The sequence below is a fragment of the Thiocystis violascens DSM 198 genome (assembly GCF_000227745.2).
GTDB classification, from domain to species: domain Bacteria; phylum Pseudomonadota; class Gammaproteobacteria; order Chromatiales; family Chromatiaceae; genus Chromatium; species Chromatium violascens.
Map to the genome: position 1 here is coordinate 103295 of NC_018012.1, position 21596 is coordinate 124890.

At 64.7% G+C, this 21596-nt stretch carries 20 protein-coding genes and 3 pseudogenes; 9 read left to right on the forward strand and 14 right to left on the reverse strand.

Annotated features, from left to right (window positions below; translation table 11 throughout):
- The first annotated feature begins 223 nt into the window (after positions 1-223).
- The 3 genes from panB (at position 224) to panD (ending at position 2391) form a co-directional block, all read left to right on the forward strand.
- Positions 224-1027 (forward strand): 3-methyl-2-oxobutanoate hydroxymethyltransferase, encoded by an 804-nt coding sequence (panB, locus tag THIVI_RS00490; RefSeq protein WP_014776692.1) that lies wholly within the window; start codon positions 224-226, stop codon positions 1025-1027.
- Positions 1028-1043: 16 nt separating this feature from the next.
- A complete protein-coding gene (gene panC / locus THIVI_RS00495; protein WP_014776693.1) occupies positions 1044-1901 on the forward strand; it encodes a pantoate--beta-alanine ligase in 858 nt (285 codons plus the stop codon).
- Between the two features lie 109 nt (positions 1902-2010).
- Positions 2011-2391, forward strand: coding sequence for an aspartate 1-decarboxylase (panD, locus tag THIVI_RS00500; protein WP_014776694.1), 381 nt, complete (start codon positions 2011-2013; stop codon positions 2389-2391).
- 68 nt (positions 2392-2459) lie between these two features.
- Here the strand turns inward: panD and THIVI_RS00505 are convergent, their stop codons facing one another.
- On the reverse strand, positions 2460-2816 hold the full coding sequence (locus tag THIVI_RS00505; protein WP_014776695.1) for a DsrE/DsrF/TusD sulfur relay family protein: 357 nt from the start codon (positions 2814-2816) through the stop codon (positions 2460-2462).
- A gap of 67 nt (positions 2817-2883) precedes the next feature.
- Complete coding sequence (gene glgA / locus THIVI_RS00510; protein WP_014776696.1) at positions 2884-4356, reverse strand: glycogen synthase GlgA; 1473 nt, start codon at positions 4354-4356, stop codon at positions 2884-2886.
- Between the two features lie 175 nt (positions 4357-4531).
- On the opposite strand from glgA, the gene zwf reads away from it, so the two are divergent.
- From zwf to THIVI_RS00530, 4 genes are all read left to right on the forward strand, one after another.
- Complete coding sequence (zwf, locus tag THIVI_RS00515) at positions 4532-6007, forward strand: glucose-6-phosphate dehydrogenase (RefSeq protein WP_014776697.1); 1476 nt, start codon at positions 4532-4534, stop codon at positions 6005-6007.
- Between the two features lie 14 nt (positions 6008-6021).
- Complete coding sequence (locus THIVI_RS00520) at positions 6022-6258, forward strand: PIN domain-containing protein (protein ID WP_157174326.1); 237 nt, start codon at positions 6022-6024, stop codon at positions 6256-6258.
- A 31-nt stretch (positions 6259-6289) separates the two neighbouring features.
- Positions 6290-7936, forward strand: a complete 1647-nt coding sequence (pgi, locus tag THIVI_RS00525; protein WP_014776699.1) for a glucose-6-phosphate isomerase — start codon at positions 6290-6292, stop codon at positions 7934-7936.
- Between the two features lie 196 nt (positions 7937-8132).
- Positions 8133-12272: a DEAD/DEAH box helicase gene (locus tag THIVI_RS00530; RefSeq protein WP_014776700.1), complete on the forward strand. Its 4140-nt coding sequence runs from the start codon at positions 8133-8135 to the stop codon at positions 12270-12272.
- A 584-nt stretch (positions 12273-12856) separates the two neighbouring features.
- Here the strand turns inward: THIVI_RS00530 and THIVI_RS23190 are convergent.
- From THIVI_RS23190 to THIVI_RS00540, 4 genes are all read right to left on the reverse strand, one after another.
- Positions 12857-13264: a transposase gene (locus THIVI_RS23190; RefSeq protein WP_083845640.1), complete on the reverse strand. Its 408-nt coding sequence runs from the start codon at positions 13262-13264 to the stop codon at positions 12857-12859.
- Entirely contained in the window at positions 13265-13585 is a 321-nt protein-coding gene (locus THIVI_RS22410; RefSeq protein ID WP_052314921.1) for a hypothetical protein, read from the reverse strand.
- Between the two features lie 90 nt (positions 13586-13675).
- On the reverse strand, positions 13676-13801 hold the full coding sequence (locus THIVI_RS25960) for a hypothetical protein (protein WP_281054906.1): 126 nt from the start codon (positions 13799-13801) through the stop codon (positions 13676-13678).
- 388 nt (positions 13802-14189) lie between these two features.
- Positions 14190-14708 (reverse strand): ATP-binding cassette domain-containing protein, encoded by a 519-nt coding sequence (locus THIVI_RS00540; protein WP_245537337.1) that lies wholly within the window; start codon positions 14706-14708, stop codon positions 14190-14192.
- 81 nt (positions 14709-14789) lie between these two features.
- On the opposite strand from THIVI_RS00540, the gene THIVI_RS00545 reads away from it, so the two are divergent.
- Positions 14790-15845: a transposase gene (locus THIVI_RS00545; RefSeq protein ID WP_014776701.1), complete on the forward strand. Its 1056-nt coding sequence runs from the start codon at positions 14790-14792 to the stop codon at positions 15843-15845.
- Here the strand turns inward: THIVI_RS00545 and THIVI_RS00550 are convergent.
- From THIVI_RS00550 to THIVI_RS00575, 8 genes and pseudogenes are all read right to left on the reverse strand, one after another.
- Positions 15822-16157 (reverse strand): annotated as a pseudogene (locus tag THIVI_RS00550) (ATP-binding cassette domain-containing protein); the annotation flags it as partial. The gene THIVI_RS00545 and the pseudogene THIVI_RS00550 sit on opposite strands and share 24 nt — an antisense overlap.
- Before the next feature lie 35 nt (positions 16158-16192).
- Positions 16193-17287 (reverse strand): annotated as a pseudogene (locus THIVI_RS00555) (FecCD family ABC transporter permease).
- Positions 17274-18011 (reverse strand): heme/hemin ABC transporter substrate-binding protein, encoded by a 738-nt coding sequence (locus THIVI_RS00560; protein ID WP_342610618.1) that lies wholly within the window; start codon positions 18009-18011, stop codon positions 17274-17276. The pseudogene THIVI_RS00555 and the gene THIVI_RS00560 overlap by 14 nt, the downstream one beginning before the upstream one ends.
- The gene (locus THIVI_RS25440) at positions 17915-18172 is read right to left on the reverse strand and encodes a hypothetical protein (RefSeq protein ID WP_052314925.1); all 258 of its coding nucleotides are present in this window, start codon (positions 18170-18172) and stop codon (positions 17915-17917) included. Before THIVI_RS25440 ends, THIVI_RS00560 begins: the two co-directional genes overlap by 97 nt.
- Positions 18162-18401, reverse strand: a pseudogene (locus tag THIVI_RS25445) (antibiotic biosynthesis monooxygenase family protein); the annotation flags it as partial. The gene THIVI_RS25440 and the pseudogene THIVI_RS25445, both read right to left, overlap by 11 nt.
- Positions 18402-18498: 97 nt before the next feature.
- Entirely contained in the window at positions 18499-19416 is a 918-nt protein-coding gene (locus THIVI_RS00565) for an SDR family oxidoreductase (protein ID WP_014776702.1), read from the reverse strand.
- Between the two features lie 19 nt (positions 19417-19435).
- The gene (hutX, locus tag THIVI_RS00570) at positions 19436-19948 is read right to left on the reverse strand and encodes a heme utilization cystosolic carrier protein HutX (RefSeq protein ID WP_014776703.1); all 513 of its coding nucleotides are present in this window, start codon (positions 19946-19948) and stop codon (positions 19436-19438) included.
- Positions 19949-19951: 3 nt separating this feature from the next.
- A complete protein-coding gene (locus THIVI_RS00575; protein WP_041446748.1) occupies positions 19952-20386 on the reverse strand; it encodes a hypothetical protein in 435 nt (144 codons plus the stop codon).
- A gap of 482 nt (positions 20387-20868) precedes the next feature.
- On the opposite strand from THIVI_RS00575, the gene fur reads away from it, so the two are divergent.
- Positions 20869-21432, forward strand: a complete 564-nt coding sequence (gene fur / locus THIVI_RS00580; RefSeq protein ID WP_014776704.1) for a ferric iron uptake transcriptional regulator — start codon at positions 20869-20871, stop codon at positions 21430-21432.
- Positions 21433-21596 lie beyond the last annotated feature (164 nt).

Here is a 21596-nt window from a genome sequence, read left to right on the forward strand (position 1 = left end):
CTGTCCGAGACCATCCGCCTTTTTGATCGCCCCGCGTTGATCGGACAAGTGGATGCACTCCACCAACGGGTCAGTCGCCTGATTGATTTGTGTCAGGGCCGTGATGCCGAGTCATACTTAACCGATCCCGTCGCATGCGATGGGAGAACAATGCCGAAAAACTGGTACCGCCGGGCCGCTGTCAGTATTCTTTTCACCCTTCATGATGCCTTCGGAGCCGCCAATGTCCTCTACGCCGATCTCCGTCACCGCTCTGGCCGCCATGAAGTCGCGGGGCGAGCGGATTGTTGCGTTGACCTGTTATGACGCCTGCTTCGCGCGCCTGCTCGACGCGGCGGGTGTGGATCTGCTGCTGGTGGGCGATTCGCTCGGGATGGTTCTGCAGGGCCATGCCACCACGGTACCGGTGACGGTCGAGCAGATGGCCTACCATACCGCCTGCGTTTCTCGTGGACGCGAGCGGGCGTTGGTGGTGGCCGATCTGCCGTTCCTGTCCTGCGCCACGCCGGAGCGCGCGCTCGACAATGCGGCGCGTCTGATGCAGGAGGGCGGGGCTCATGTGGTCAAGCTCGAAGGCGGCGCGCCGATGCTGGAGATTGTCCGGCGGCTCACCGAGCAGGGCGTGCCGGTGTGCGCGCATCTTGGGCTGCTGCCGCAGTCGGTGCATCGGATCGGCGGTTACCGCTTCCAGGGACGCGATCATGCCTCCTCCGAGGCGATCCGGCACGATGCCCTGGCGATGCAGGACGCGGGCGCCAGTCTGCTGGTGCTGGAGTGCGTCCCGGCGGCGTTGGCCGCCGAGATCGGCGTGACCCTGACGATTCCCGTCATCGGCATCGGTGCCGGCGCGGGGTGCGACGGTCAGGTGCTGGTACTGCATGACATGCTCGGTCTGCATCCCGGCCGTCCGCCGAGTTTCAGCCGCGATTTCATGCATGGGCGCGGCTCGATCGCCGAGTCGATCGCCGCCTATGTGGAGTCGGTCCGCGACGGCAGTTTCCCGGCGGCCGTCGAAACGCCGTATTGAAGACTGGGATACGAGAATGGATCGCATCGAGCCACTTGAGAATCTGCGCGCCCGGGTCGCCGGCTGGCGCGCCGCTGGCGAACGGGTGGCGTTTGTCCCGACCATGGGCAACCTGCATCAAGGTCACCTGACGCTGGCGCGGGAGGCGCGGAGTCGGGCCGAGCGAGTGGTCGTCAGCATCTTCGTCAATCCGCTTCAGTTCGGCGCCGGCGAGGATCTGGACGCCTATCCGCGCACATTGGAAGAGGACCGGCGGTTGCTTGACGGGACCGGCTGCGATCTGCTTTTCACGCCCACGGCCAGCGTTGTCTATCCGCGCGGTCAGTCCGGTCAAACGCGGGTCGAGGTGCCCGGACTCTCGGACATCCTCTGCGGGGCCACCCGGCCCGGACACTTCGTCGGGGTCGCGACGGTCGTCTGTAAACTCTTCAACATGGTACAGCCGGATGTCGCGCTGTTCGGCGAGAAGGATTTCCAACAACTGCTGGTGATCCGGCGCATGGTCGAGGATCTAAATCTGCCGGTCGAGATCGTCGGGGTGCCGACGGTGCGCGAGCCGGACGGACTGGCGATGAGCTCGCGCAATGGCTATCTGTCTCCGGATGAACGCGCGCTTGCGCCCGCGCTGTATCGGTCGCTGACGCAAGCGGGACAGTTGTTGCGTCAGGGGATCGCCGTCGATGAGGTCGAACGAACGGCGGTCGCGGCGCTGCGGGAGTCGGGTCTGACGCCCGATTATGTGACGGTTCGCCGGGCGGACGATCTTGATCCGGTGACTGGGGACGATGCGAATGTCGTGGTCCTGGGAGCGGCCTATCTCGGTCGGGCGCGGTTGATCGATAATCTGAGAGTGACGCGGATCGCCGCAGCGTGATGCTGCATTGCAGCAAATGCTGCGGTAAACTACTGGCTATCTGCTAATGAAAGCGTCTTCATCGAGTCATGAAGACCCGGCCCGAGCGGCCTTTGAGAGGAATGAATACATGCATTTAACCTTGCTGAAGTGCAAGTTGCATCGCGCCTGCGTGACGCATGCCGAAGTGGATTACGAGGGTTCCTGCGCCATCGACGAGGATCTCCTTAAGCTATCGGGTATCCGCGAATACGAGCAGATTCAGATCTATAACGTCACCAATGGCGAGCGCTTCACAACCTATGCGATCCGCGCCGAGGCCGGTTCGCGGGTCATCTCGGTGAATGGCGCCGCGGCTCATAAGGCCGCGCCCGGCGATCGGGTCATCATCTGCGCCTATGCCGGCATGACCGAGGCGGAGGCCGAGGTCTTCAAACCGGATCTGGTCTATCTCAACGAGCACAATCGGGTGATTCGCACCGGCGATGCGATTCCTGCCCAAGCGGCCTGAATCTCTTGGGATCAACCAGGCATGCGGTGCGGCATGTGCCGTGTGCCGGCACGCTAAACGTCAAGATGTCAGAACGTTAGAATCCTGTCGCTGTCCACGATCCACTGCGCCAACGCTTGCATGGTCGACTGCTCGGCACCCTCGAAATAGGGATGATTTTTGTAAATGCCGCAGCGCGCCATGCAGGTGCCACAAACCTTGACCGCGACGCCACGCGCGATCAGCGCCTTGAGCATCTGCGAGAGATCCTGATCGTAACCTTCGGGCGGACGGCAGACCTCACGCGCCAGATCCACCGAATCGTTCATGAGAAATAGACGAACCTCCTGTCCGTTCTCGGCCAGGCTGTTGGCGAGGCGCAGTCCGTTCCAGGTGACATCGGTGTTGTCGTAGGGCTCGCGGTTAAACACGATCAGAATTTTCATGGGCATTTGCTCGTGGGGTCGCTTATTAGGGAGTTCCCATTCTAGCGAGTCTCGACGGCGCGGCGCATCAACCCAGCGCCGCGTCGAGCCGGGTTTGACGCTCCGCGATGGCGTCGGCGTAGAGTTGGAGATATTGCAGCCCGCTGGCCTCCCAGCTCAGATCCTGCGACATCCCCGTGGTTGCCAGTCGTTGCCAGCCGTTCGGGTCGTCCCGATAGAGGCGCAAGGATTGATGGATCGCGTTCAGCAGTGCTGGTGATTGCGGTTCGTCGAACAGAAAACCGGTGGCGGTTCCGTTCGCGAGCGTTTCGGGCGTGCTGTGCACGACCGTGTCCGCGAGTCCGCCCGTGCGATGGACGATGGGCGGCGTGCCGTAGCGCAGACTGTAGATCTGGTTGAGTCCGCAGGGCTCGAAACGCGAGGGCATGAGAAAGACATCGCAACCGGCCTCGATGCGGTGCGCGCGCGCCTCGTCATAGCCAATGAAGACGCCGACCTGGCGCGGGTGCCGGGCGGCGATGTCCAGCAGCGCCTGCTCGGTCCGACGTTCGCCGGCGGCCACCACCATGAACTGGACGCGGGGGTCGCGCAGCAGTTCCGGTAGGATCGCCAGGATCAGATCCACGCCCTTCTGCTCGACCAGTCGCCCGATATAGCCGAGGACGAAGGCGTCCTCGTTGCGCGGCAGACCGAACTCGCGCTGGAGATCGAGTTTGTTCTCCGCCTTCAGGCCGAAGCTGTCCCGATCATAATGATGCGGGATCAGCGGATCCGTCGCCGGATCCCAGGCCTGATAGTCGATCCCGTTGAGGATGCCGCTGAAGCGGCTGCCGATCTGACGCAACAGTCCATCGAGCCCGCAGCCGAAGCGCGGGGTACGGACTTCCGCCGCATAGGTCGGGCTGACGGTATTGACCCGGTCGGAGAAGACGATGCCGCCCTTGATGAAGGACAGGCGTTGATGAAACTCCAACCCCGAGAGGCTCCAGAGCGCGGGCGGCAGCCCGATGCGCTCATAGGTGGCGCGGTCGAACAGGCCCTGGTAGGCCAGATTATGGATGGTGAAGACCGTGGCCGGGCGCTCGGGAAGATCCTTCAGGAGGGCCGGGGCCAGGCCGGTCTGCCAGTCGTTGCCGTGCAGCACGTCGGGCCGCCAGCCGAGCGCCGGCAAACCCTGGGCGATCAGCGCGACGACGCGGCAGAACAGCAGGAAGCGTTCGGCGTTATCGCCCCAGTCGCGACCGCTGAGATCGGTATAGGGATTGCCTTCCCGGCAGAAATAGTCCGGCGCGTCGACCAGATAAACCGGGAGGTCATGGTCTGGGTGCAGGCCCTCCAGCAGACGGATCCCGGCGGGATATCCGGGAACCTTGAGTTCGCACCGCGGCTTCGGGTCGCGCAACTGTCTGACGGCGCGCGGGTAGGCGGGCATGATGAGCCGCGCGTCATGCCCGAGCTGCCGCAAGGCCGCCGGCAGACTGGCCGCGACATCGGCGAGCCCGCCGGTCTTGATCAGCGGATGCGCCTCGCTGCTGGCCATCAGGACGCTCAAGCAATCTTGATTGGACGCGGGGGAGGAAGAGGATTTAACTGGCTGCTCCATGGGAGGTCTCTGAATCCTGGCGGGTGTGCTCGTGATGCGCCCGCGCACGGCTTGGCAACTTGATGACAGACTTCACGTTAGCACATTTCCCCTAGAGCGAGGCAACAGGCCCATGTTGGATCCCTGCACCATTCTCATCTTCGGCGCCACCGGCAATCTGGCGAGTCACAAACTGCTCCCGGCCCTCTATCACATCGAGGCGGCGGAACGGATGCACCCCGCCAGCCGGATCCTCGGTTTTGGCCGGCGCGACTGGTCCGACGACGACTGGCGCGGGCATATCCAAACGATACTTGCCGAATACGGCGCAAAAAAACAGGACGCGAGCGCCATTTCCCGTTTGCTGGCGCGCGCGCATTTCGTCGAAGGCGATCTGGAACAGCCCGACGGTTACCGACGACTCGCCGAGCGGCTACAGGGCGCCGAGGGATTTTCCGGAAACCTGATGTCCTACCTGGCGGTGGCGCCCAAATATTATGCGCCGATTGTCGAACAACTCGCCGCCAACGGTCTTCACGCCCAGGAACGGGGCTGGTCCCGGCTGGTGGTGGAAAAGCCGTTCGGGTTCGATCTGGAGAGCGCCAGCATTCTGGATCTCGGGTTGCGTCGCCATTTTACCGAGGATCGGATCTATCGCATCGATCACTATCTCGGCAAAAGCACGGTGCAGAATATACTCGTTTTCCGCTTCGCGAATCTGCTTCTGGAGCCGCTCTGGAATCGCAATTACATCGATCACGTGCAGATCTCGCACGCCGAGTCGCAGGGGATCGAGGAGCGCGCCGGCTTTTATGATGGGGTCGGCGCCCTGCGCGACATGATCCAGAGTCATCTGCTGCAGATGCTGACACTGGTCGCGATGGAGCCGCCGCCGAACCTGGACGCCGAGGCGCTGCGCGACGAAAAGGTCAAGGTGCTGCGCTCCATCCGCCCGATTCCGCGCGAGGCGGTTCACGCGCAGGCGTTCCGCGCCCAGTACGCGCCGGGTCAGGCCGGCGGCAGCAAACTGGCCGGCTATCGCGAGGAACCCGGCGTGGCGCAGAACAGCACCACCGAGACCTATGCCGCGCTCAAGCTCTATATCGACAACTGGCGCTGGCGCAACGTGCCCTTCTATCTGCGCACCGGCAAGCGGCTCGGGCAGACCAATTCGTTGATCGCCATTCGTTTCAAGCACCCGCCGCAGCAGTTATTCCAGTCCACTGCCATCGAACGGCTCAAACCCAACTGGATCCTGCTCAACATCCAGCCCAACGAATGCATGCGTCTGGAGATCCAGGTCAAACAGCCGGGGCTCGAAATGCTCGCCCAGACCGAGCGTCTGGACGCCAGCAGTTGTACCCTGCCGCCCGAGCACATCGACGCCTACGAGGCGTTGATCCTGGACGTGATCGAGGGCGATCACACCCATTTTCTGCGTTATGACGAGGTGAACTGGGCCTGGCGGGTGGTCGATCCGGTGCTCAAACTCTGGGCCACCGAGCGCGATTTCATCCAAACCTATCCGGCCGGTTCCTGGGGGCCGGCCGAGGCCAACCGGCTGTTCGACCGGGACGATCAAGAGTGGCGTAATGGGCTTGACGGGTGAGCGCGGATCATCTGGTGCATCTACCGGATGAATTACCAGTCCGCGCCGAGCACCATCTTTGGTCAATCTCACTGGTCGATTCGGCTAAACTCCTCGCCCAGGATTATGGGCTTGCCGCAATGGACGCGATTCATCTCGCCGTGGCGATTGCCGCGCAAGCCGATGTCTTCATTTCCGGAGAGAGATTGGGTAAACCCCTATTCCGGGTTCGGGAGATTGCGACCCAGTCCTTATGGGAGACGAACGCTTGACCCCTTATTTTGCGCGAGGAAATTTATCATCATGTCGCTCGTGAATCAGACCCCTCAGTGGCAGGCCCTTCAGCAACATTGGGACGCGCTGCAAGCCGCGCGGATCCAGGATCTGTTTGCCGCCGAGCCCAAGCGCGCCGAGTCCATGCGCCTGTCGGCGGCCGGGCTCCAGCTCGATTACTCGAAAAATCTCGTCACCCAGGAGACCCTGTCCCTGTTGCTGGCGCTGGCCGAGGCGGTGGATCTGAAGGGCTGGACCCGGCGCATGTTCGACGGCGAGCCGATCAATAACACCGAAGGGCGTGCGGTGTTGCATATCGCGTTGCGCAATCGCTCCAATCGGCCGATCCAGGTCAATGGCGAAGACGTGATGCCGCTGGTCAATGGCGTGCTCGGACGTATGGAGCAATTCGTCGACCGCGTCCGTTCCGGCGACTGGCGCGGACATACCGGGCGGCGCATCGCCGACGTGGTCAATATCGGCATTGGCGGTTCCAATCTTGGTCCCAAGATGGTTTGCGCCGCGCTGGCGCCTTATCAGCGCGACGATCTGCGGGTGCATTTCGTCTCCAATGTCGACGGCACCCATCTGGTCGAGACCGTGCAGCGACTGGACCCGGAGACCACGCTGTTCATCGTCGCCTCCAAGACCTTCACCACCCAGGAAACCATGACCAACGCCACCAGCGCGCGCGACTGGCTGCTCGCGGCGCTCGGCGATCCCGCGGCGGTGGCCCATCATTTCGTGGCTGTCTCCACCAGCGCCGAAAAGGTCGCCGCCTTCGGTATCGATACCGCCAACATGTTCGGCTTCTGGGACTGGGTCGGCGGGCGCTATTCGCTGTGGTCGGCGATCGGCCTGCCGATCGCGCTGGCGGTCGGTTTCGATCGCTTCGTCGAGTTGCTCGAAGGCGCGCATGCGATGGACGAGCATTTCCGCACCGCGGATCTGTCCGAGAACATGCCGGCGCTGCTAGGATTGATCGGAGTCTGGTACGCCAACTTCGCCGGTGCCCGCACCCACGCGGTGCTGCCCTACGATCAGTCGCTCCGTTACCTGCCGGCCTATCTGCAGCAGGGCGACATGGAGAGCAACGGCAAGGGCGTCACCCGCGAGGGCGTGGCGGTCGATTACAGCACCGGCCCGGTGGTCTGGGGCGAGGCGGGCACCGACGGTCAGCACGCCTTCTATCAGCTCATCCACCAGGGCACCCAGACGATTCCGGCGGATTTCATCGGCGCCATTCGCAGCCACAACGAACTCGGCGATCATCATCCCAAGTTCATGGCTAACTTCTTCGCCCAGACCGAGGCGCTGATGCGCGGTCGCACCTTCGAGGAGGCGCTGGCGGAGCAGCGGGCCGCGGGCCTCCCCGAGGAGCAGGCGCAATGGCTCGCCCATCACCGTACCTTCCCCGGCAATCGGCCGACCAATAGCATCCTGATGGAGCGTCTGACCCCGCGTACCCTGGGCGCGCTGATCGCCCTGTACGAACACCGCATCTTCACCCAGGGCGTGATCTGGGGCGTCAATTCGTTCGACCAATGGGGCGTGGAACTTGGCAAACAGTTGGCCAGCGTCATCCTCGACGAGATCCAGTCCGGCAAGGTGACGGCGGATCATGATCCGTCCACGCGCGCGCTGCTGGAACATTTCATCCGTCAGCGGCGCGGTTGAATTTAGGCGAATTCCGGAAATGACTTGACCCGGCGTCAAACCCCGTAGGAGCCCGCTTGCGGGCGACGGCTGGGCGCATGGAAGGCATCTTAGCGGGTCAAGTCGCCCGCAAGCGGGTTCCTACGGTTAGGGGCTTTCCCAACAATCGCCTAAGTTGCTGCCCTCAATCCAAAGACTCCCACTATTTAAGGTTTTTATGGCCACTGTGATCGAAGCCGCGCAGGAACTCCCCGCCGACGAGCGCCGCATTCTCCAGGTGGTTTCCGTTGTCCATGAAGCGGTCAACCAGACCAGCTTGCAGACAATCCTGAACCAGCTTGGCTGGCGCGATCAGAAGGGCCAGCCACTCTCCACACTCTTTTCGACCGCGCGACGTACCCGTCTGCTCGTTCAGCGGATCCTGGTCAAGCAGGGGAATAATTTTTTCTGCGCCCCCGATCTGGCCGAGATGCTCACCCGCGAAACGGTTCGCGAAGGCACCTTTGATCGCATCGTTGCCGCCGCCGAGACGGTCATGAGCGCCAAGTCGCGCTATCAGTGGGAGACGGTGAGCGAGCGCCGGCAGACGCGGCGACTGCGCAACGCGCTCTACGCCGGTCGGGAAGCGGATGTCCTGACTCTGCTCGGATTGGATAAGCGCAGCCCGGAGCTGCCCGTGAGCTACCGGGAGGTCGAGTCGCTGACGCGTATCTGTACCGCCTCGCCCGATCCGGACTGGTTCGAGATGCTCAGCCCTCGGCTGCGCATCCTGGCGCTCGCGCCGGGGATGCGCGAGGCGAGCCTGACGCTGACTCCGCGACCGGAGATTCAGGCGTTCATGGAGCGTGGTCTGACGCCGTTGGCGACCGAGTATCCCGAAGCGGCCTGCGCGCTTGCCGAGCAACATCTGTTCAGGGGCTATTTCGACCAGGCCGCGGCCATCCTGGGCAACCGGATCACGCCCGAAACCCTGCCCCTGATCGGCTGGCTGCATCTGGCGCGCGGGCGTCACGAAGAATCGCTGGAGGTCTTCGATCTGCACCTCGCGACCCTGCGGCGTCAGACCCGCAAGCGCAATCTCGCCGTGCCGGGGCTGCCCGGCATCATGCACCTGCTCGCGCTGCTGCGTCGGGGCTCGCCGGCGGATCTGGAGCGGGTCCAGGCGCAAGCCGGTCTGGTGCTGCGGTTGCCAGTCGCCGATCCGAGCGCGCCGGTTTTCCAGATGCTCAGCCAACTGGCCAGCGTGCTCGCCGGACGCCAGCGCCCGCAGGAGGCAAGCTGGCTGCGCGAGGGCGCGGTGGTCAAACGCCCTTTCGATCTCCTCTTTCTGTGTCTCATGCGTCATTGGCTGGGCGAACGTCCCGGTCTGGAGTTGCTCAAGGCACTTGCGACCTACTGCGAGGATGCCGTCGCGGCGGGGATCCACTGGTATGCCTGGGAAGGCATCGAGTTGTTGCGATTGCACGGCCGGCCACTCCAGATTGCCGCGCTGCCAACGCCACCGGAGTCACTGGTCAGGCTCGCCGGACTGCTCACCCCGAAATCGGCCTGGGAGATCGCCCTGGAGGCACTCAAGGGGGTCGGAGCCACGGGCGGCGAGGGCAAGACCGCGCCGGGCGGCGAGGCCGGAGCGGATCGCCGGATGTGCTGGCAGCTCGCGCTCTATGGCGGTCAGGGTACCCTGGAGCCGCGCGAACAGAAGCGGAAAAAGGCCGGCGGCTGGTCGCAGGGCCGCCCGGTCGCGTTGCAGAAGCTGGCAGAGTCGCCCAATGATTACGACTATCTGACCCCGCAGGATCGACGGATCTGCGGCTGCATCCAGCGCGAGACCGAAACCGGCTGGTACGGCGGCTATGGCCGCACCCATTTCAGCCTGGACTCGGACGCCGCCCTGCTAGCCGCTGTCGGGCATCCGCTGGTGTTTCGCGCCGGCGCCATGGAGACCCCGCTCGAACTGGTGCGCGGCGGCCCGGCGCTCGAAGTGGTCAAGGGCGAGGGCGTCATCCTGGTGCGCATCAATCCGGTGCCCCCGGAAGGCTCGAATCTGCTGCTGGTCAGCGAATCCGCCGCGCGCATCCGGCTGATACAGTTCGACGCCACGCATCGCCGGATCGCGTCCATCCTGGGGGCCGAGGGGCTCAAGGTTCCACCGGACGGCAAGGAGCGGCTGCTCGAAGGTATCGCCGCCATCGCCCCGCTGCTGACCGTGCATTCGGCAATCGGCGGAACCGAACAGATCGCCGAAACCGTCCCCGCCGATCCGCGTCCTTATCTGCATCTGAATCCGGCCGAGGCCGGTCTGAATCTGGAACTCCTGATGCAGCCCTTGGGCGAAAAGGGTCCGCGACTGCTTCCGGGTCAGGGCCTGTCGACCCTGTTCGGCGAGTTGGACGGGCGCGCGGTGCAGACCGCGCGCGATCTGGTCGGCGAGCGCCGGAACGCGCAAACCGTGCTCGATGCCTGCCCGGCGCTCGCCGACGGAGGCGACTGGAACTGGTGTCTGGACGATCCCGAAACGGCACTGACCGCGCTGGAACAGTTGCACATGCTAGGCGACGCGGTCGTGCTGCAATGGCCCGAGGGCAAGCGGATCGGTCTTTCCAAGGAAGCCACGCTCGCGCGGATGAGCGTGAGTATCGCCAAGGAACGCGATTGGCTGGGGCTGGAGGGCGGACTGACCCTGGACGATGGCAGCCTGCTCGGGATGCGCAAGCTCCTGGAACTGGTCGCGGACTCCAAAGGCCGTTTCGTGCGCCTGGACGAACGCGAATATCTGGTGCTCAGCGAGTCGCTACGCCGACGCCTGGACAATCTGCGGGGCCTGACCGATCGCGGACATTTCCACCCGCTGGCCGCCGCCGCCATCGAGGAAAGTCTGGAAGGCATGGCGGTCAAGTCCAGCAAACACTGGAAGGGTCTGCTGGCGCGGCTGGCCGAGGTGCGCGAACTGGAGCCTGTCATCCCGTCCACGCTGCAAGCTGAATTGCGTGACTATCAGGTCGAGGGCTACCGTTGGCTCGCGCGTCTGGCCCATTGGGGCGCCGGCGCCTGTCTGGCCGACGACATGGGACTGGGCAAGACCGTGCAGGCCCTGGCGATGATCCTCGCGCGTGCCCCGGAAGGGCCGACGTTGGTCCTGGCCCCCATGTCGGTCTGCTCCAACTGGGTCAGCGAGGCTCGCCGGTTCGCGCCGACGTTGCAACCCAAACGCTTCGGCGAGGGCGATCGGGAGCGGATGCTCGAATCAGCCGGCCCCTTCGATCTCATCATCTCCACCTACGGACTGCTCCAGACCGAGGGCGAGCGGCTCGCCGGCGTGAACTGGTCGACCATCGTCGCCGACGAGGCGCAGGCGTTCAAGAACGCCCAGACCAAACGCTCGCAGGCGATCATGAAGCTCAACGCCGGCTTTCGGATGATCACCACCGGTACCCCCATTGAAAACCATCTGGGCGAGTTGTGGAACCTCTTCCGGTTCATCAACCCCGGACTGCTCGGCTCGCTGGACTCCTTCAACCAGCGCTTCGCCGCGCCCATCGAACAACGTCAGGACAGCGGCGCGCGCCAGCGTCTGCGCCAACTGCTCAAGCCCTTCATCCTGCGCCGGCTCAAGACCGATGTCCTGAGCGAACTGCCGCCGCGCACCGAAATCACCCTGGAACTGGAGTTCAGCGCGGCGGAAGCGGCGCTTTACGAAGCACTGCGCCGACAGGCCATCGAACGGCTGAAACTCGGAGACGCCAACCCCGGCCAAAAGCGCATGCAACTGCTGGCCGAGATCATGCGACTGCGCCGCGCCTGCTGTCATCCCAAGCTGGCGCTGCCCGACAGCGACATCCCGAGCGCCAAGCTCGACGCCTTCGGCGAGATCGTCGACGAACTGCTCGAAAACCGTCACAAAGCGCTGGTGTTCAGCCAATTCGTCGACCATCTGCATCTGATCCGCGCCCATCTGGACGCGCGGGGCGTGCGTTATCAATATCTCGACGGCTCCACCCCGGAGGCCAAGCGCAAGACCGCCGTCGCCGCGTTCCAGGCGGGGGAGGGCGATCTGTTCCTCATCAGCCTGCGCGCCGGCGGTTCCGGGCTCAACCTCACCGCCGCCGACTATGTCATCCACATGGATCCCTGGTGGAACCCGGCGGTCGAGGATCAGGCGTCCGATCGCGCTCACCGCATCGGCCAGGAACGCCCAGTCACCATCTACCGGCTCATCACCAAAGGCACCATCGAGGAAAAGATCATCGCCCTGCACGCCAGCAAGCGCGACCTGGCCGACGGACTGCTGGAAGGCGCCGGCGACGGCGGGCGCTTGAGCTACGAGGACATGCTGGCCTTGATTCGAGAGCAGGGTTGATTCGGGTTCGCGCTCCCGCCTGACACGATTTCTTGTGACTCAATCCGCGCGAGCTGGAGCGATTGGTATCGACGAGATTGCATTGAAGAAAGGCCATCGTGATTTTGTGGTCGTAATCAGTGCTTATGTAAACGCGACGTTGCATGCGCAAACGCGAATTGAAACGCCTACGTCGCACGCTCTCCAAAGCGGCTCTGAATCAGCTCAAGAACGCGCATTGAATCCTGCGTCATCGCCGCTCCGACCTCAATGCCGATGAGCGTCGTCTTCTCAATCGCTTATTTATCCATTCACCAACACTGAAAGAAGCATACGAAGCCTGCGAAGCGCTCACCGCCATTTATGAAAGCCGCCTGTCAAAAGCCTGAATCCGTGAATTTAATGACGAGATCATTCCGTTTTGGGTCATGAACCACGCCGTGCATCATTCTATCTGTAAGAATCAGGCGAGCGATGTGCCGAATAGGCTTCAATACGCGCCTTTTTCGAGTCCCGATGCCTGGAAAGGCTTTGAATGCGACCGCCAGGCAATAGAACCCCGCCGCGCCCCGGCGCGGACCATTGCAAGCGGGTGTCTAGGCCACTCATGTGCAGGCCAATCGGGCATAGAGGCGTTGAAAGATGGACACCACCGGGCAGCCATAGGCCAGGGCGAGCTTCAGACGCCGGCCGGTTCGGATCAGGCGTCCGGCCAGAGACATCAGCTCTTGCATGACGGTGCGCAGACGCCGGCGCTTGGCGGGATGACGCGGCGGAGCATCGGCGCCGAGCAGACCGTTCTGCCCGATCCAGCGCAGGATGTTGTAGGCCAAGACAGCGCGGGCGAGGACTAGGGCGTTGGTCGCAAACTTGCCCGAGGGCAGACGCTCGATGTCCAGATCAGTCTTGAATTCACTGTGGAATTGTTCGGAGGTGCCGTGGTCGGCGTACAGGGCGATGACGGTTTCGGCATCGCACCACGCCAGGCTCGTCCACCAGCCCTCGATCTCGATCTACGGGACCAGCAGATGCTGTCCGCGCTTGTCGATGGTGCGCTCGATGACGCGCATCGCGCGGCGTAGCGGGTACGTGTGATGGCCGTCCGTGCGCGTCTCGAACACGTCGAACAGGGCGACGCGCTTGCCCGGGCGCGGCGTGCTCCACTCGGCGTGGGCTAGCCAGCTCTCGGGGCGTTCCTGGCGGGGATTCCACTTGATGAGGTAGTGGACCGGCGCCTTCGCGTCGTTGGCCTCGTGGTGGGCCTCGATCACGGCGATCTTCTCGAGGGCGTCGTTGCCGCCGTCAAGGCGCACCAGCAGCGGGGCTTGGGTCAAACGGCGTGCCTTCTCGAGGATCTGATCGAGGAACGCCGGGGTGCCCTTTTGACCGTGCTGGCTGCCCTCGCGCAGTTCCAGTTCCAGGCACTAGCCTTCCTGTCCGAGATAGGCCGCCATGGGGGCGTAGCCGTCCATGCCCTTGTAAGTCCGCGAAACCCCTTCCTTCTTCGAGTCGGAGTTGTAGAACGGGGTGACAGCGCCGTCCAAGGGCATCAAGCCGTTGTCCAGCGGCATGAGCTGAGCGCCGGTTCGGCGCAGAAAGTCGACGGTTGGTCTGATGATGCAGCGCCATGCCAATGAGCCCAAGCCCCGCGTAGGAGGTGAGATCTGCCTCGGATTCGGTGATGATGGGCCGTCGCAACGTGGCACCTGCCGGGTGAGTTCGAAAACAGGGCTATTTTAAATTTATCTTTTTGTTATTTAGAGTTATTTTGTTATTTTCTGCTCATTCAGTTCACCGGCTCAGGATATAGAGAAGGGCACTGCCGGATTTTTAAATGATTCGAATGCGCAGTTCGTCGCCGTGTCGCTCGATCTCCAGCTCAATATCCGTTCGCTAAAAAGATCGGGGTGCGAGACGCAGACCTCCAAGGATCTCCCTTCACCGGCCTGCCCGGAAGCCCTGTGTGGACGCCTGCCGTGCAATCACCAGCGGACAATCCAACTCCGGATGCGGGATGACCTGCACGGGCAGGCCGAAGACATGCTCGATATTCTCCGGCTCCAGAAGCACCCGAGGCCGGTCCACGGCGAGCAGACGCCCTGCCTTCATGAGTGCGATGCGGTCGCCGTACTGGGCGGCCTGGTTGAGATCGTGCAGCACCACCAGGACGCCGATGTGCCGATCGGTCCAGCGGCGCGCGAGGGCGAGCGTGGCGTGCTGGTGGGCCAGGTCGAGGCTGGCGGTGGGCTCGTCGAGCAGCAGGTAGCGCGGCTCGTCGTCTGGCAACGGCGTCCAGAGTTGCGCCAAAATACGCGCCAGATGGACGCGCTGGCGTTCGCCACCGGAGAGGGTGGTGTAGCGCCGCTCGGCCAGGTGATCCGCCTCGGTGGCCAGCAACGCCTCGGCGGCGATTCGGGTGTCGCCGGGTCCGGATCCGCCGTGCGGGATGCGCCCCATGGCGGCGACCTCCAGCGCGGCTCATCACCTATCACATTCTGGCAAACTGCCGCTCAGTCGATGTTGAGGTGATTGAGGATCATGGGAAGCGTCAAACGATTGGCTGATGAAGTGGCGTGCGGGCTGCGCGAGGTGCACCCGCGTCTGCGCAAGACGGTGGTGAGCAAGCTGGCGTTGGCGGTCGGGGCGATGATCGAAGGCCAAACCCCGAACACGGTGGAGTTGGCCAATCTGCTGCCCTTGGACACCGAGCGGCAGGACATGCGCGAGCAATGGCTGAGGCGTTTGCTGAAGAATCCGCGGTTGGGTCCGGGAATGGTGATTGAGCCCTTTGCACGAGCGGAGTTGGCGAAGGCGGCCAGCCATGGTCAGACGGTGTTGTTGAGCCTGGACCAAACCGATTTGGGTGATCGGATGGCGCTGCTGATGGTGGCGTTGCGGGTGGGTGATCGCGCGATACCGCTGGCGTGGCGGGCTGAGGAAGGGGCGGCCAATCTCGGCTTCGCGGGCCAGCAGGTGGTGTTGGAGCCGCTCCTGGCCTGGCTGCCGTCCGGGGCGCGCGTGCTGCTATCGGCGGACCGGTTCTATCCGTCGGCGGGCCTGTTCGGGTGGCTCCAAGCCCGGGGCTGGAGCTACCGGCTGCGCCTGAAGAGCAACGTGCTAACGGATACCGGGCAGGGCGATGAGACGACGACGGGCGCGTTGGCACACGGGGTGACGGAACGTTACTTCACCGGTGTGCGCCTGTTTGCGCAGGGGGTGATCACGAACCTCGGGATCCTGCACGAGGATGGCCACCCCGAGCCGTGGATCATTGCCATGGACGCCGCCCCGACACGGGCAAGCGTGCTTGACGACGCTGCTCGCTGGGCCATCGAACCGATGTTCTCCGACGTCAAGGGCCGGGGCTTCGACTTGGAGGATTCGCAACTCCAGCATGCCGAGCGTTTGGAGCGACTGGTGCTCATCATGGCCTTGGTCATGTACTGGTGTGTTCGCGCCGGCCGAGACGAGGGGCTGAACGATCCGACACCACTCGAAAAAAAGTCCAGGCGCAGAACGACCCCGCGCATTGGAGCTTCAGGAAACTCTATCGTAGCCTGGTCTCGTGGTTCACGCGCGGCCTGCGCCGTCTGAAGCGGTGCCTTCAAAACGACCTCCCGTTGCCCGCTTTTCATGCCCGTGAGTAACTGATAGGTGATGAGCCAGCGCGGTGAAGGGGAAGCTCAAGGGATTCTGCTGGGGCAGAATGGCGCGCCGCCGGGCGCAGTCCGCGGCGGACCAGTGTCCGAGCGGAATGCCGTTCAGGCGGATCTCGCCGGCGTCCGGCTTGAGTTCGCCGCTCAGACAGCGCAGCAGGGTCGATTTGCCGGCCCCGTTGGCGCCCAGGACAACCAGCACCTCTCCGGGATGTAGCGTGAGACTAACCCCGTCGATCAGTGCGCGCCCGCCCCGCGTCAGTCGCAGTCCATGCGCGTCCAGGCTCATGCCGCCACCCCCCGCTGACGCATCAGCAGGGCCAGGAAGAAGGGGCCGCCCAGCAGCGCGGTGAGGATGCCGATCGGCAATTCGGCGGGGCTGACCAGGGTGCGCGCCAGCAGATCCGCGAGCAGCAGCAGACTGCCGCCGAGCAAGGCCGCGCCCGGCAGCAGAAAACGGTGATCCGGTCCCATGGCGAGCCGCAGCAGGTGCGGCACCACCAGCCCGACGAAGCCGATCAGACCGCTCACCGCCACGGCCGCGCCCACCGCCAGGGCGGCGAGGGCGACGATGATCCGCTGCATCCGCTGGACCGCGATTCCCAAATGACCCGCCTCGGCCTCGCCGAGCAGCAGGGCGTTCAGGGTGCGTGCGAGCAGCGGTAGCGCGAGGAGCGGCAGGGCGATCAGCAGCGCGACGGTGCCGACCTGGTTCCAGGTCGCGCCGCCCAGACTGCCCATGCTTCAGAAGGTCAGGTTGCGCAACTGCTGATCGTCGGCCAGATAGGTCAGCAGCCCGGTGCCGGCACCGCAGAGTGCGTTGATGGCGATTCCGGCGAGCAGCAGGGTCGTGACCGAGGTATGACCCTCGCGACTGGCGAGGCGGTAGACGATCAGGGTGGTGATCAGTCCGCCGCCGAAGGCCGCGAGCGGTAGGGTGAAGGGGCCGAGCATGGTGGTCAGGAAGGCCAGTCCCTGGCTGCCCAGCACGATGACGCTGACCGCCGCAAGCGCCGCGCCAGCCGAAACCCCGATGAGCCCCGGATCGGCGAGCGGATTGCGAAAGAGTCCCTGCATGGCCGTCCCGGCCACCGCGAGTGCGGCGCCGACCAGTAGCCCGAGCAGGGTTCGTGGAAGACGGATGGTCTCGAGGACCGCCGCGTGCTGGGGCGCGATCTCCCCGACCGGCAGGCCGAGACGCGCGCCGATCACCCGCAGCACCTCGCCGGGCGGAATGGTGACCGGGCTGATCGCCACCGAGAGCAGCGCGACCGCAAGCATCAGCAGGAGCAGCGCCAGCAAGGTCCAACGCTGTCTGTGCTCGCGCCGTAGCAGACTGGCGATCGCGATGGGTGCGAGTGCCGCGTCACTCGCCGACATCGGCCACCTTGGGACGATCCAGGGTGCCGAGCTTCTCGGCCAGCTCTGTGGCGGCCTCGGCGAGGCGCGGTCCGAAATGGAACAGCAGCCCGCTGTCCAGGGCGATCACCCGCCGCGCCTGTCCGGCCGGCGTCGCGGCGAGCCCGGCCCGGCCGAGCACGCCGTCGATGCCCTTAAGGTCATCCAGACCGCGCTGGGAGACCAGAATGACATCCGGCGCCGCTGCGAGCGAGACCTCCGGGCTCAGTGGCTTGTAGCCCTCGACCGCGTCGTGCAGCACGTTCTCGCCCCCGGCGAGCTGGATCAGTGCGTCGACCGGCGTGCTCTGGCCGGCCGAATGGTCGATGCCCGCGCCGACGACCATGAGAAAGAGGACGCGCGACCGTTTCTCGACCTGGCCGATCCGCCGCGCCAGTTCGGCCAGCTCCAGCTCGATGCGTCCGATCAGACGCTCGCCCGGCTCGACGGTGTCCAGCGTCGCCGCGACCGCGCGGATTGTCTCGTGCAACCCTTCCGGTGTCGCCGCGTTCGGAACCTGGCGTACCGTAACGCCTGCGGCGCGAATCTGCTCCAGCACCTCCGGCAGTCCCGCCTCGTCGGTCGCCAGCACCAGATCCGGTGCCAGACTCAGCAGTCCCTCTGCCGAGATGGCGCGCTTGTAGCCGACGCTCGCCAGCGACTTGGACTCGGGCGGATCGGTGCTGGTGGTATCGACGCCGACCAGCCGCGAGCCCGGTCCAGGGCGTAGACGATCTCGGTGATGGCGCCGTCCACCGACACCAGCCGCTCGGCGGCCAGCGCCGCGTCTGTCGCCAGGGACAGCGTCAGCATGCCCAGAAGCGCGCGCCAGGGCAGGCGTCGCGTCGCGAGGATCTCAAGACGCATCGTTTCGCTCCTCCAGCAGCACATCGAAACCCTCGAAAACCGGATGACCGGCGTAGGTTCCCTTGGGCGTCCTGGCCTGCGCATGGGCATTGCGGAATTGCTCGGACTGGGTCCATGCCTCGAAATCCGCGCGGTTCGCCCAGGTCGTGTGCGAGGCGTAAAGGGTGCATTCGCCATCGTCCGGTCCCTTGATGAGATGAAAGGCGATGAAGCCGTCCAGCTCCGAGAGAGAGGACTCGCGCTCGCGCTAGAGGCGCTCGAAATCGGCCTCGAAGCCGTGGTTGATGCGGAAGCGGTTCATGGCGATGAACATGGTGTCTGGCTCCTCAGGTCTGCGGTTCCACTGGTGCGGGAAGTGTCCCGGTTCCGGTGCACGCCTCCGCGATGGCGCGCAGCCCCTCGCGGTAGGTCGGGTAGCGCAACTGGATCTCTAGGTCGCGCTTGATGCGGTCATTGGAGAGGCGTTTGCACTTGGCGTAGAAGTGCCGCGCGAAGGGCGAGAGTTCGGCCTCGGCGAAGGGCTCCGGCGGCGGGTCGACGCCGATGAGTGCCGCGGCATAACTCAGTACCTTGTCCGCCGGGGCGGGCTCGTCGTCGGCCACGTTATAGATCCGCCCAGCCCGCGGTCGCTCCAGCGAGGCCAGCAGGACGGCGACGAGGTCGTCGACATGGATGCGGTTGAAGACCTGCCCAGGTTTGACGATCCGCCGGGCACGGCCGGATTCGAGCGAGTCGATGGCGCTGCGCCCCTCGGGTTCGTAGATCCCCGGCAGCCGGAAGATGTGCGCGGGCGTTGCCGTCCGCGCCCCGAGATCCAGCCAGGCGCTTTCGGCATCCAGGCGGCGCTGGTTTTCCAGGGTGGCCGGGCTCGGCGTGCGCGTCTCGTCGATCCAGTCGTCGCCGCAATCCCCGTAGACGCCGGTGGTGGAGAGATAGCCGACCCATTTCAGGGATCCGGCCAGTGCCTCCAGGTGGTTGCCGTGCAGCCGCAGTACCGGGTCGCCGTCCTCTCCGGGCGGGATGGCGTCGAGCAGATGCGTCGCCCAGGCCAGGGCGTCCTTGACCTCCGGGCTGGCACGCTCGCCATCGAAAGGAATCGCCCGAATGCCCAGCATGCGGAGTGCCCTGGCCTTCTCGGCGCTGCGGCAGGTGCCCGCGACCCGCCAGCCGCGCGTGATCGCGGTTCGCGCCAGACGGACACCGGTGTAGCCGAGGCCGAAGCAGAAGAGAGATGGAGTCGTCATGAGTTAGAGTGGCCAGTGCTCAGTGGTCAGCGATGAGTCCATCCCGCAACGCCCGAAACCGCTCGACCTGCTCGGGAATGAGCTGGCGCTGGGCGTCGCGTCTGAGATAGACCTTGAACATGCAATCCCCCAGGCGGTTGTAGAACTGCACCGAGTGGGTGTCGGAACTGAATAGCTTGCGCGAGACGAAAGCGATCAGGTCGCAGTTGGACGCCTTGAGGTGCCCGTCGATCGGTTTGCCGTGCAGGTTGTAGTAACCCTGACCAAGACTGCCCTCGGGGAGCGGCCCCCTGACCTCCAGGATGACGTCGCCGGTATTGACCACCAGGGTCAGCTCGCCCCAGGTCGTCATCTCGCGCATCGCCTGCTCGAAGCGGTCGCCGTCGACCGAGACGGCTTCGGTCTCCGGCAGCAGCGCGAGGACGTCCCGCGTGGTCACGCCATGCGCCTTGGCGAGATCCTCCAGCACGGCCCCAGGGTTGGCATGCAGCGCGGCGCGGATCGCGTCGATCTGTGTGTTCGTCGGTGTCATCGATCAATCCTCGGACATGTGCGGCGGGTCGGTCTGCCGGGCATGACACTCGCGGAGAGACTGCTCCAGCCAGTCGAGCAGATTCTGGGTCAGCGTCACCTGCCAGAAGCGGCCCGCCAGGGTGAGGTCGAGCCAGCGACCCTCGACGTTGAGCAGTCCCGCCTGCACCCACTGGGCGATCAGCGGACCGGCGATGCGGTCCAGATCCAGCCCCGTGGCGGCCCCGAGCCGCTCGGCGAGCGCCGACCGGTCCGGCCGGCCGCGTTCCAGGCTGCTCTTGATAAAGTTGAACAGCCGATGATAGGGCGACTGGCGCATCAACCCCCTGATCGGTGACCGGCCCTGTCGCACGCGGTCGGCGCACTCCCTCACGTAATAGCCCGCCAGGAAGCCGCCGACCCCCGCGCCGAACGCCAGACAGTTGGCGCCGGCCTTCACCTCCCAGGTTGTAAAGGCTGCGCTCCCGGGTTCCTTCGCGCCAATGACTGGACGAGAGCGACTCCCAACGCGCCTCCGCCATCAGTTCCGCGCCGCAGGCGTAAATTAGGGGCCGTACGACTCCAGCGGCGCCGGATCGAGCGTCCCGGCTTGCGTGGCACTCACCAGCGGCGTTTACGCCATGAGCTTGAGCGCGTAGAGACCCGTCCCATCCAGGCCCAGGCCGACCGCCGTGCGAGCGTCCTACTTACCAGGCCGCGCGCGCCTTGTCGCGGTCGAGATCCCGCGCGCGTCCTTTTTGTAATATTGCATTGAAGTCTGCCAGGCATTCGAAGATAATAAGAGCCATTCTTAATAGAGGGGGTGCCAGCCTGGCATTCTGGCTGGCGGGACGGATGACTCCCCCGCTACGGCGACTGAGATGAGACGGCGGACCGCGTACCCAAGCCTCCGAGCGAGGCGCCGCGCGTTGGGGAATCGAATTGGCTGATCACATCATCAAACAGGCAGGACTGAGGATGACCGCCCCCCGGGCGAAGATCCTCGATATACTCGCGCGCAGCGGCAAGCGGCATATGAGCGCCGACGAGGTCTATCGGGAACTGCAAGGCGACGACGCGGAGATCGGCCAGGCGACCGTCTACCGTGTCCTCACTCATTTCGTGGAAGCAGGCCTGGTCTCCAGGCAGTCATTCGATGGCGGCCACTGGGTCTTCGAGCTGAATCGCGGGGAACACCACTACCACCTCATCTGCGATCGGTGCGGACGCATTGTCGAGTTCGCCGACGGACTGATCGCCGGGCGCCAGAGCGACATCGCCCGCAAGCACGGCTTCGACATCCGCAATCACTCGCTGGTGGCCTATGGCCTTTGCAGGAACTGCCAGCGGAGCCTGGCGCGCGACGCGGCGCCTTTTGACGTCCGTCCCGACCCCACGCCTGAACCCGGAGCCCGGCGGATGGCAATCCGCGCGCCCCGCGCGACCGTTGACACGCCGGGCGATCGACCGTTTCTGGATCCTGGGATCAAGACATCTGCCCGGTAAGCAGGGCGGCCGTGCGGTTTCGGCCATCCCGCGCTCTTCGATCCATTTCCAAGCATTTCGTCACCTGCCGATGGAGCGCGGCGCGGCTTCGGGAACTGCCCGGAGGCCGCTGGTGACGATGCTATGGAGCGCCGGGCAGTCCCCCTGAACGCGGCAGCGTTCAG

Bases quoted from the DNA above. Each gene is read 5' to 3' on its own strand.
- panB (WP_014776692.1), top strand. From the start codon at position 224: ATGTCCTCTACGCCGATCTCCGTCACCGCTCTGGCCGCCATGAAGTCG.
- panC (WP_014776693.1), top strand. From the start codon at position 1,044: ATGGATCGCATCGAGCCACTTGAGAATCTGCGCGCCCGGGTCGCCGGC.
- panD (WP_014776694.1), top strand. From the start codon at position 2,011: ATGCATTTAACCTTGCTGAAGTGCAAGTTGCATCGCGCCTGCGTGACG.
- THIVI_RS00505 (WP_014776695.1), bottom strand. From the start codon at position 2,816: ATGAAAATTCTGATCGTGTTTAACCGCGAGCCCTACGACAACACCGAT.
- glgA (WP_014776696.1), bottom strand. From the start codon at position 4,356: ATGGCCAGCAGCGAGGCGCATCCGCTGATCAAGACCGGCGGGCTCGCC.
- zwf (WP_014776697.1), top strand. From the start codon at position 4,532: ATGTTGGATCCCTGCACCATTCTCATCTTCGGCGCCACCGGCAATCTG.
- pgi (WP_014776699.1), top strand. From the start codon at position 6,290: ATGTCGCTCGTGAATCAGACCCCTCAGTGGCAGGCCCTTCAGCAACAT.
- THIVI_RS00530 (WP_014776700.1), top strand. From the start codon at position 8,133: ATGGCCACTGTGATCGAAGCCGCGCAGGAACTCCCCGCCGACGAGCGC.
- THIVI_RS25960 (WP_281054906.1), bottom strand. From the start codon at position 13,801: ATGCCCTTGGACGGCGCTGTCACCCCGTTCTACAACTCCGACTCGAAG.
- THIVI_RS00540 (WP_245537337.1), bottom strand. From the start codon at position 14,708: ATGGGGCGCATCCCGCACGGCGGATCCGGACCCGGCGACACCCGAATC.
- THIVI_RS00545 (WP_014776701.1), top strand. From the start codon at position 14,790: ATGGGAAGCGTCAAACGATTGGCTGATGAAGTGGCGTGCGGGCTGCGC.
- THIVI_RS25440 (WP_052314925.1), bottom strand. From the start codon at position 18,172: ATGCGTCTTGAGATCCTCGCGACGCGACGCCTGCCCTGGCGCGCGCTT.
- THIVI_RS00565 (WP_014776702.1), bottom strand. From the start codon at position 19,416: ATGACGACTCCATCTCTCTTCTGCTTCGGCCTCGGCTACACCGGTGTC.
- hutX (WP_014776703.1), bottom strand. From the start codon at position 19,948: ATGACACCGACGAACACACAGATCGACGCGATCCGCGCCGCGCTGCAT.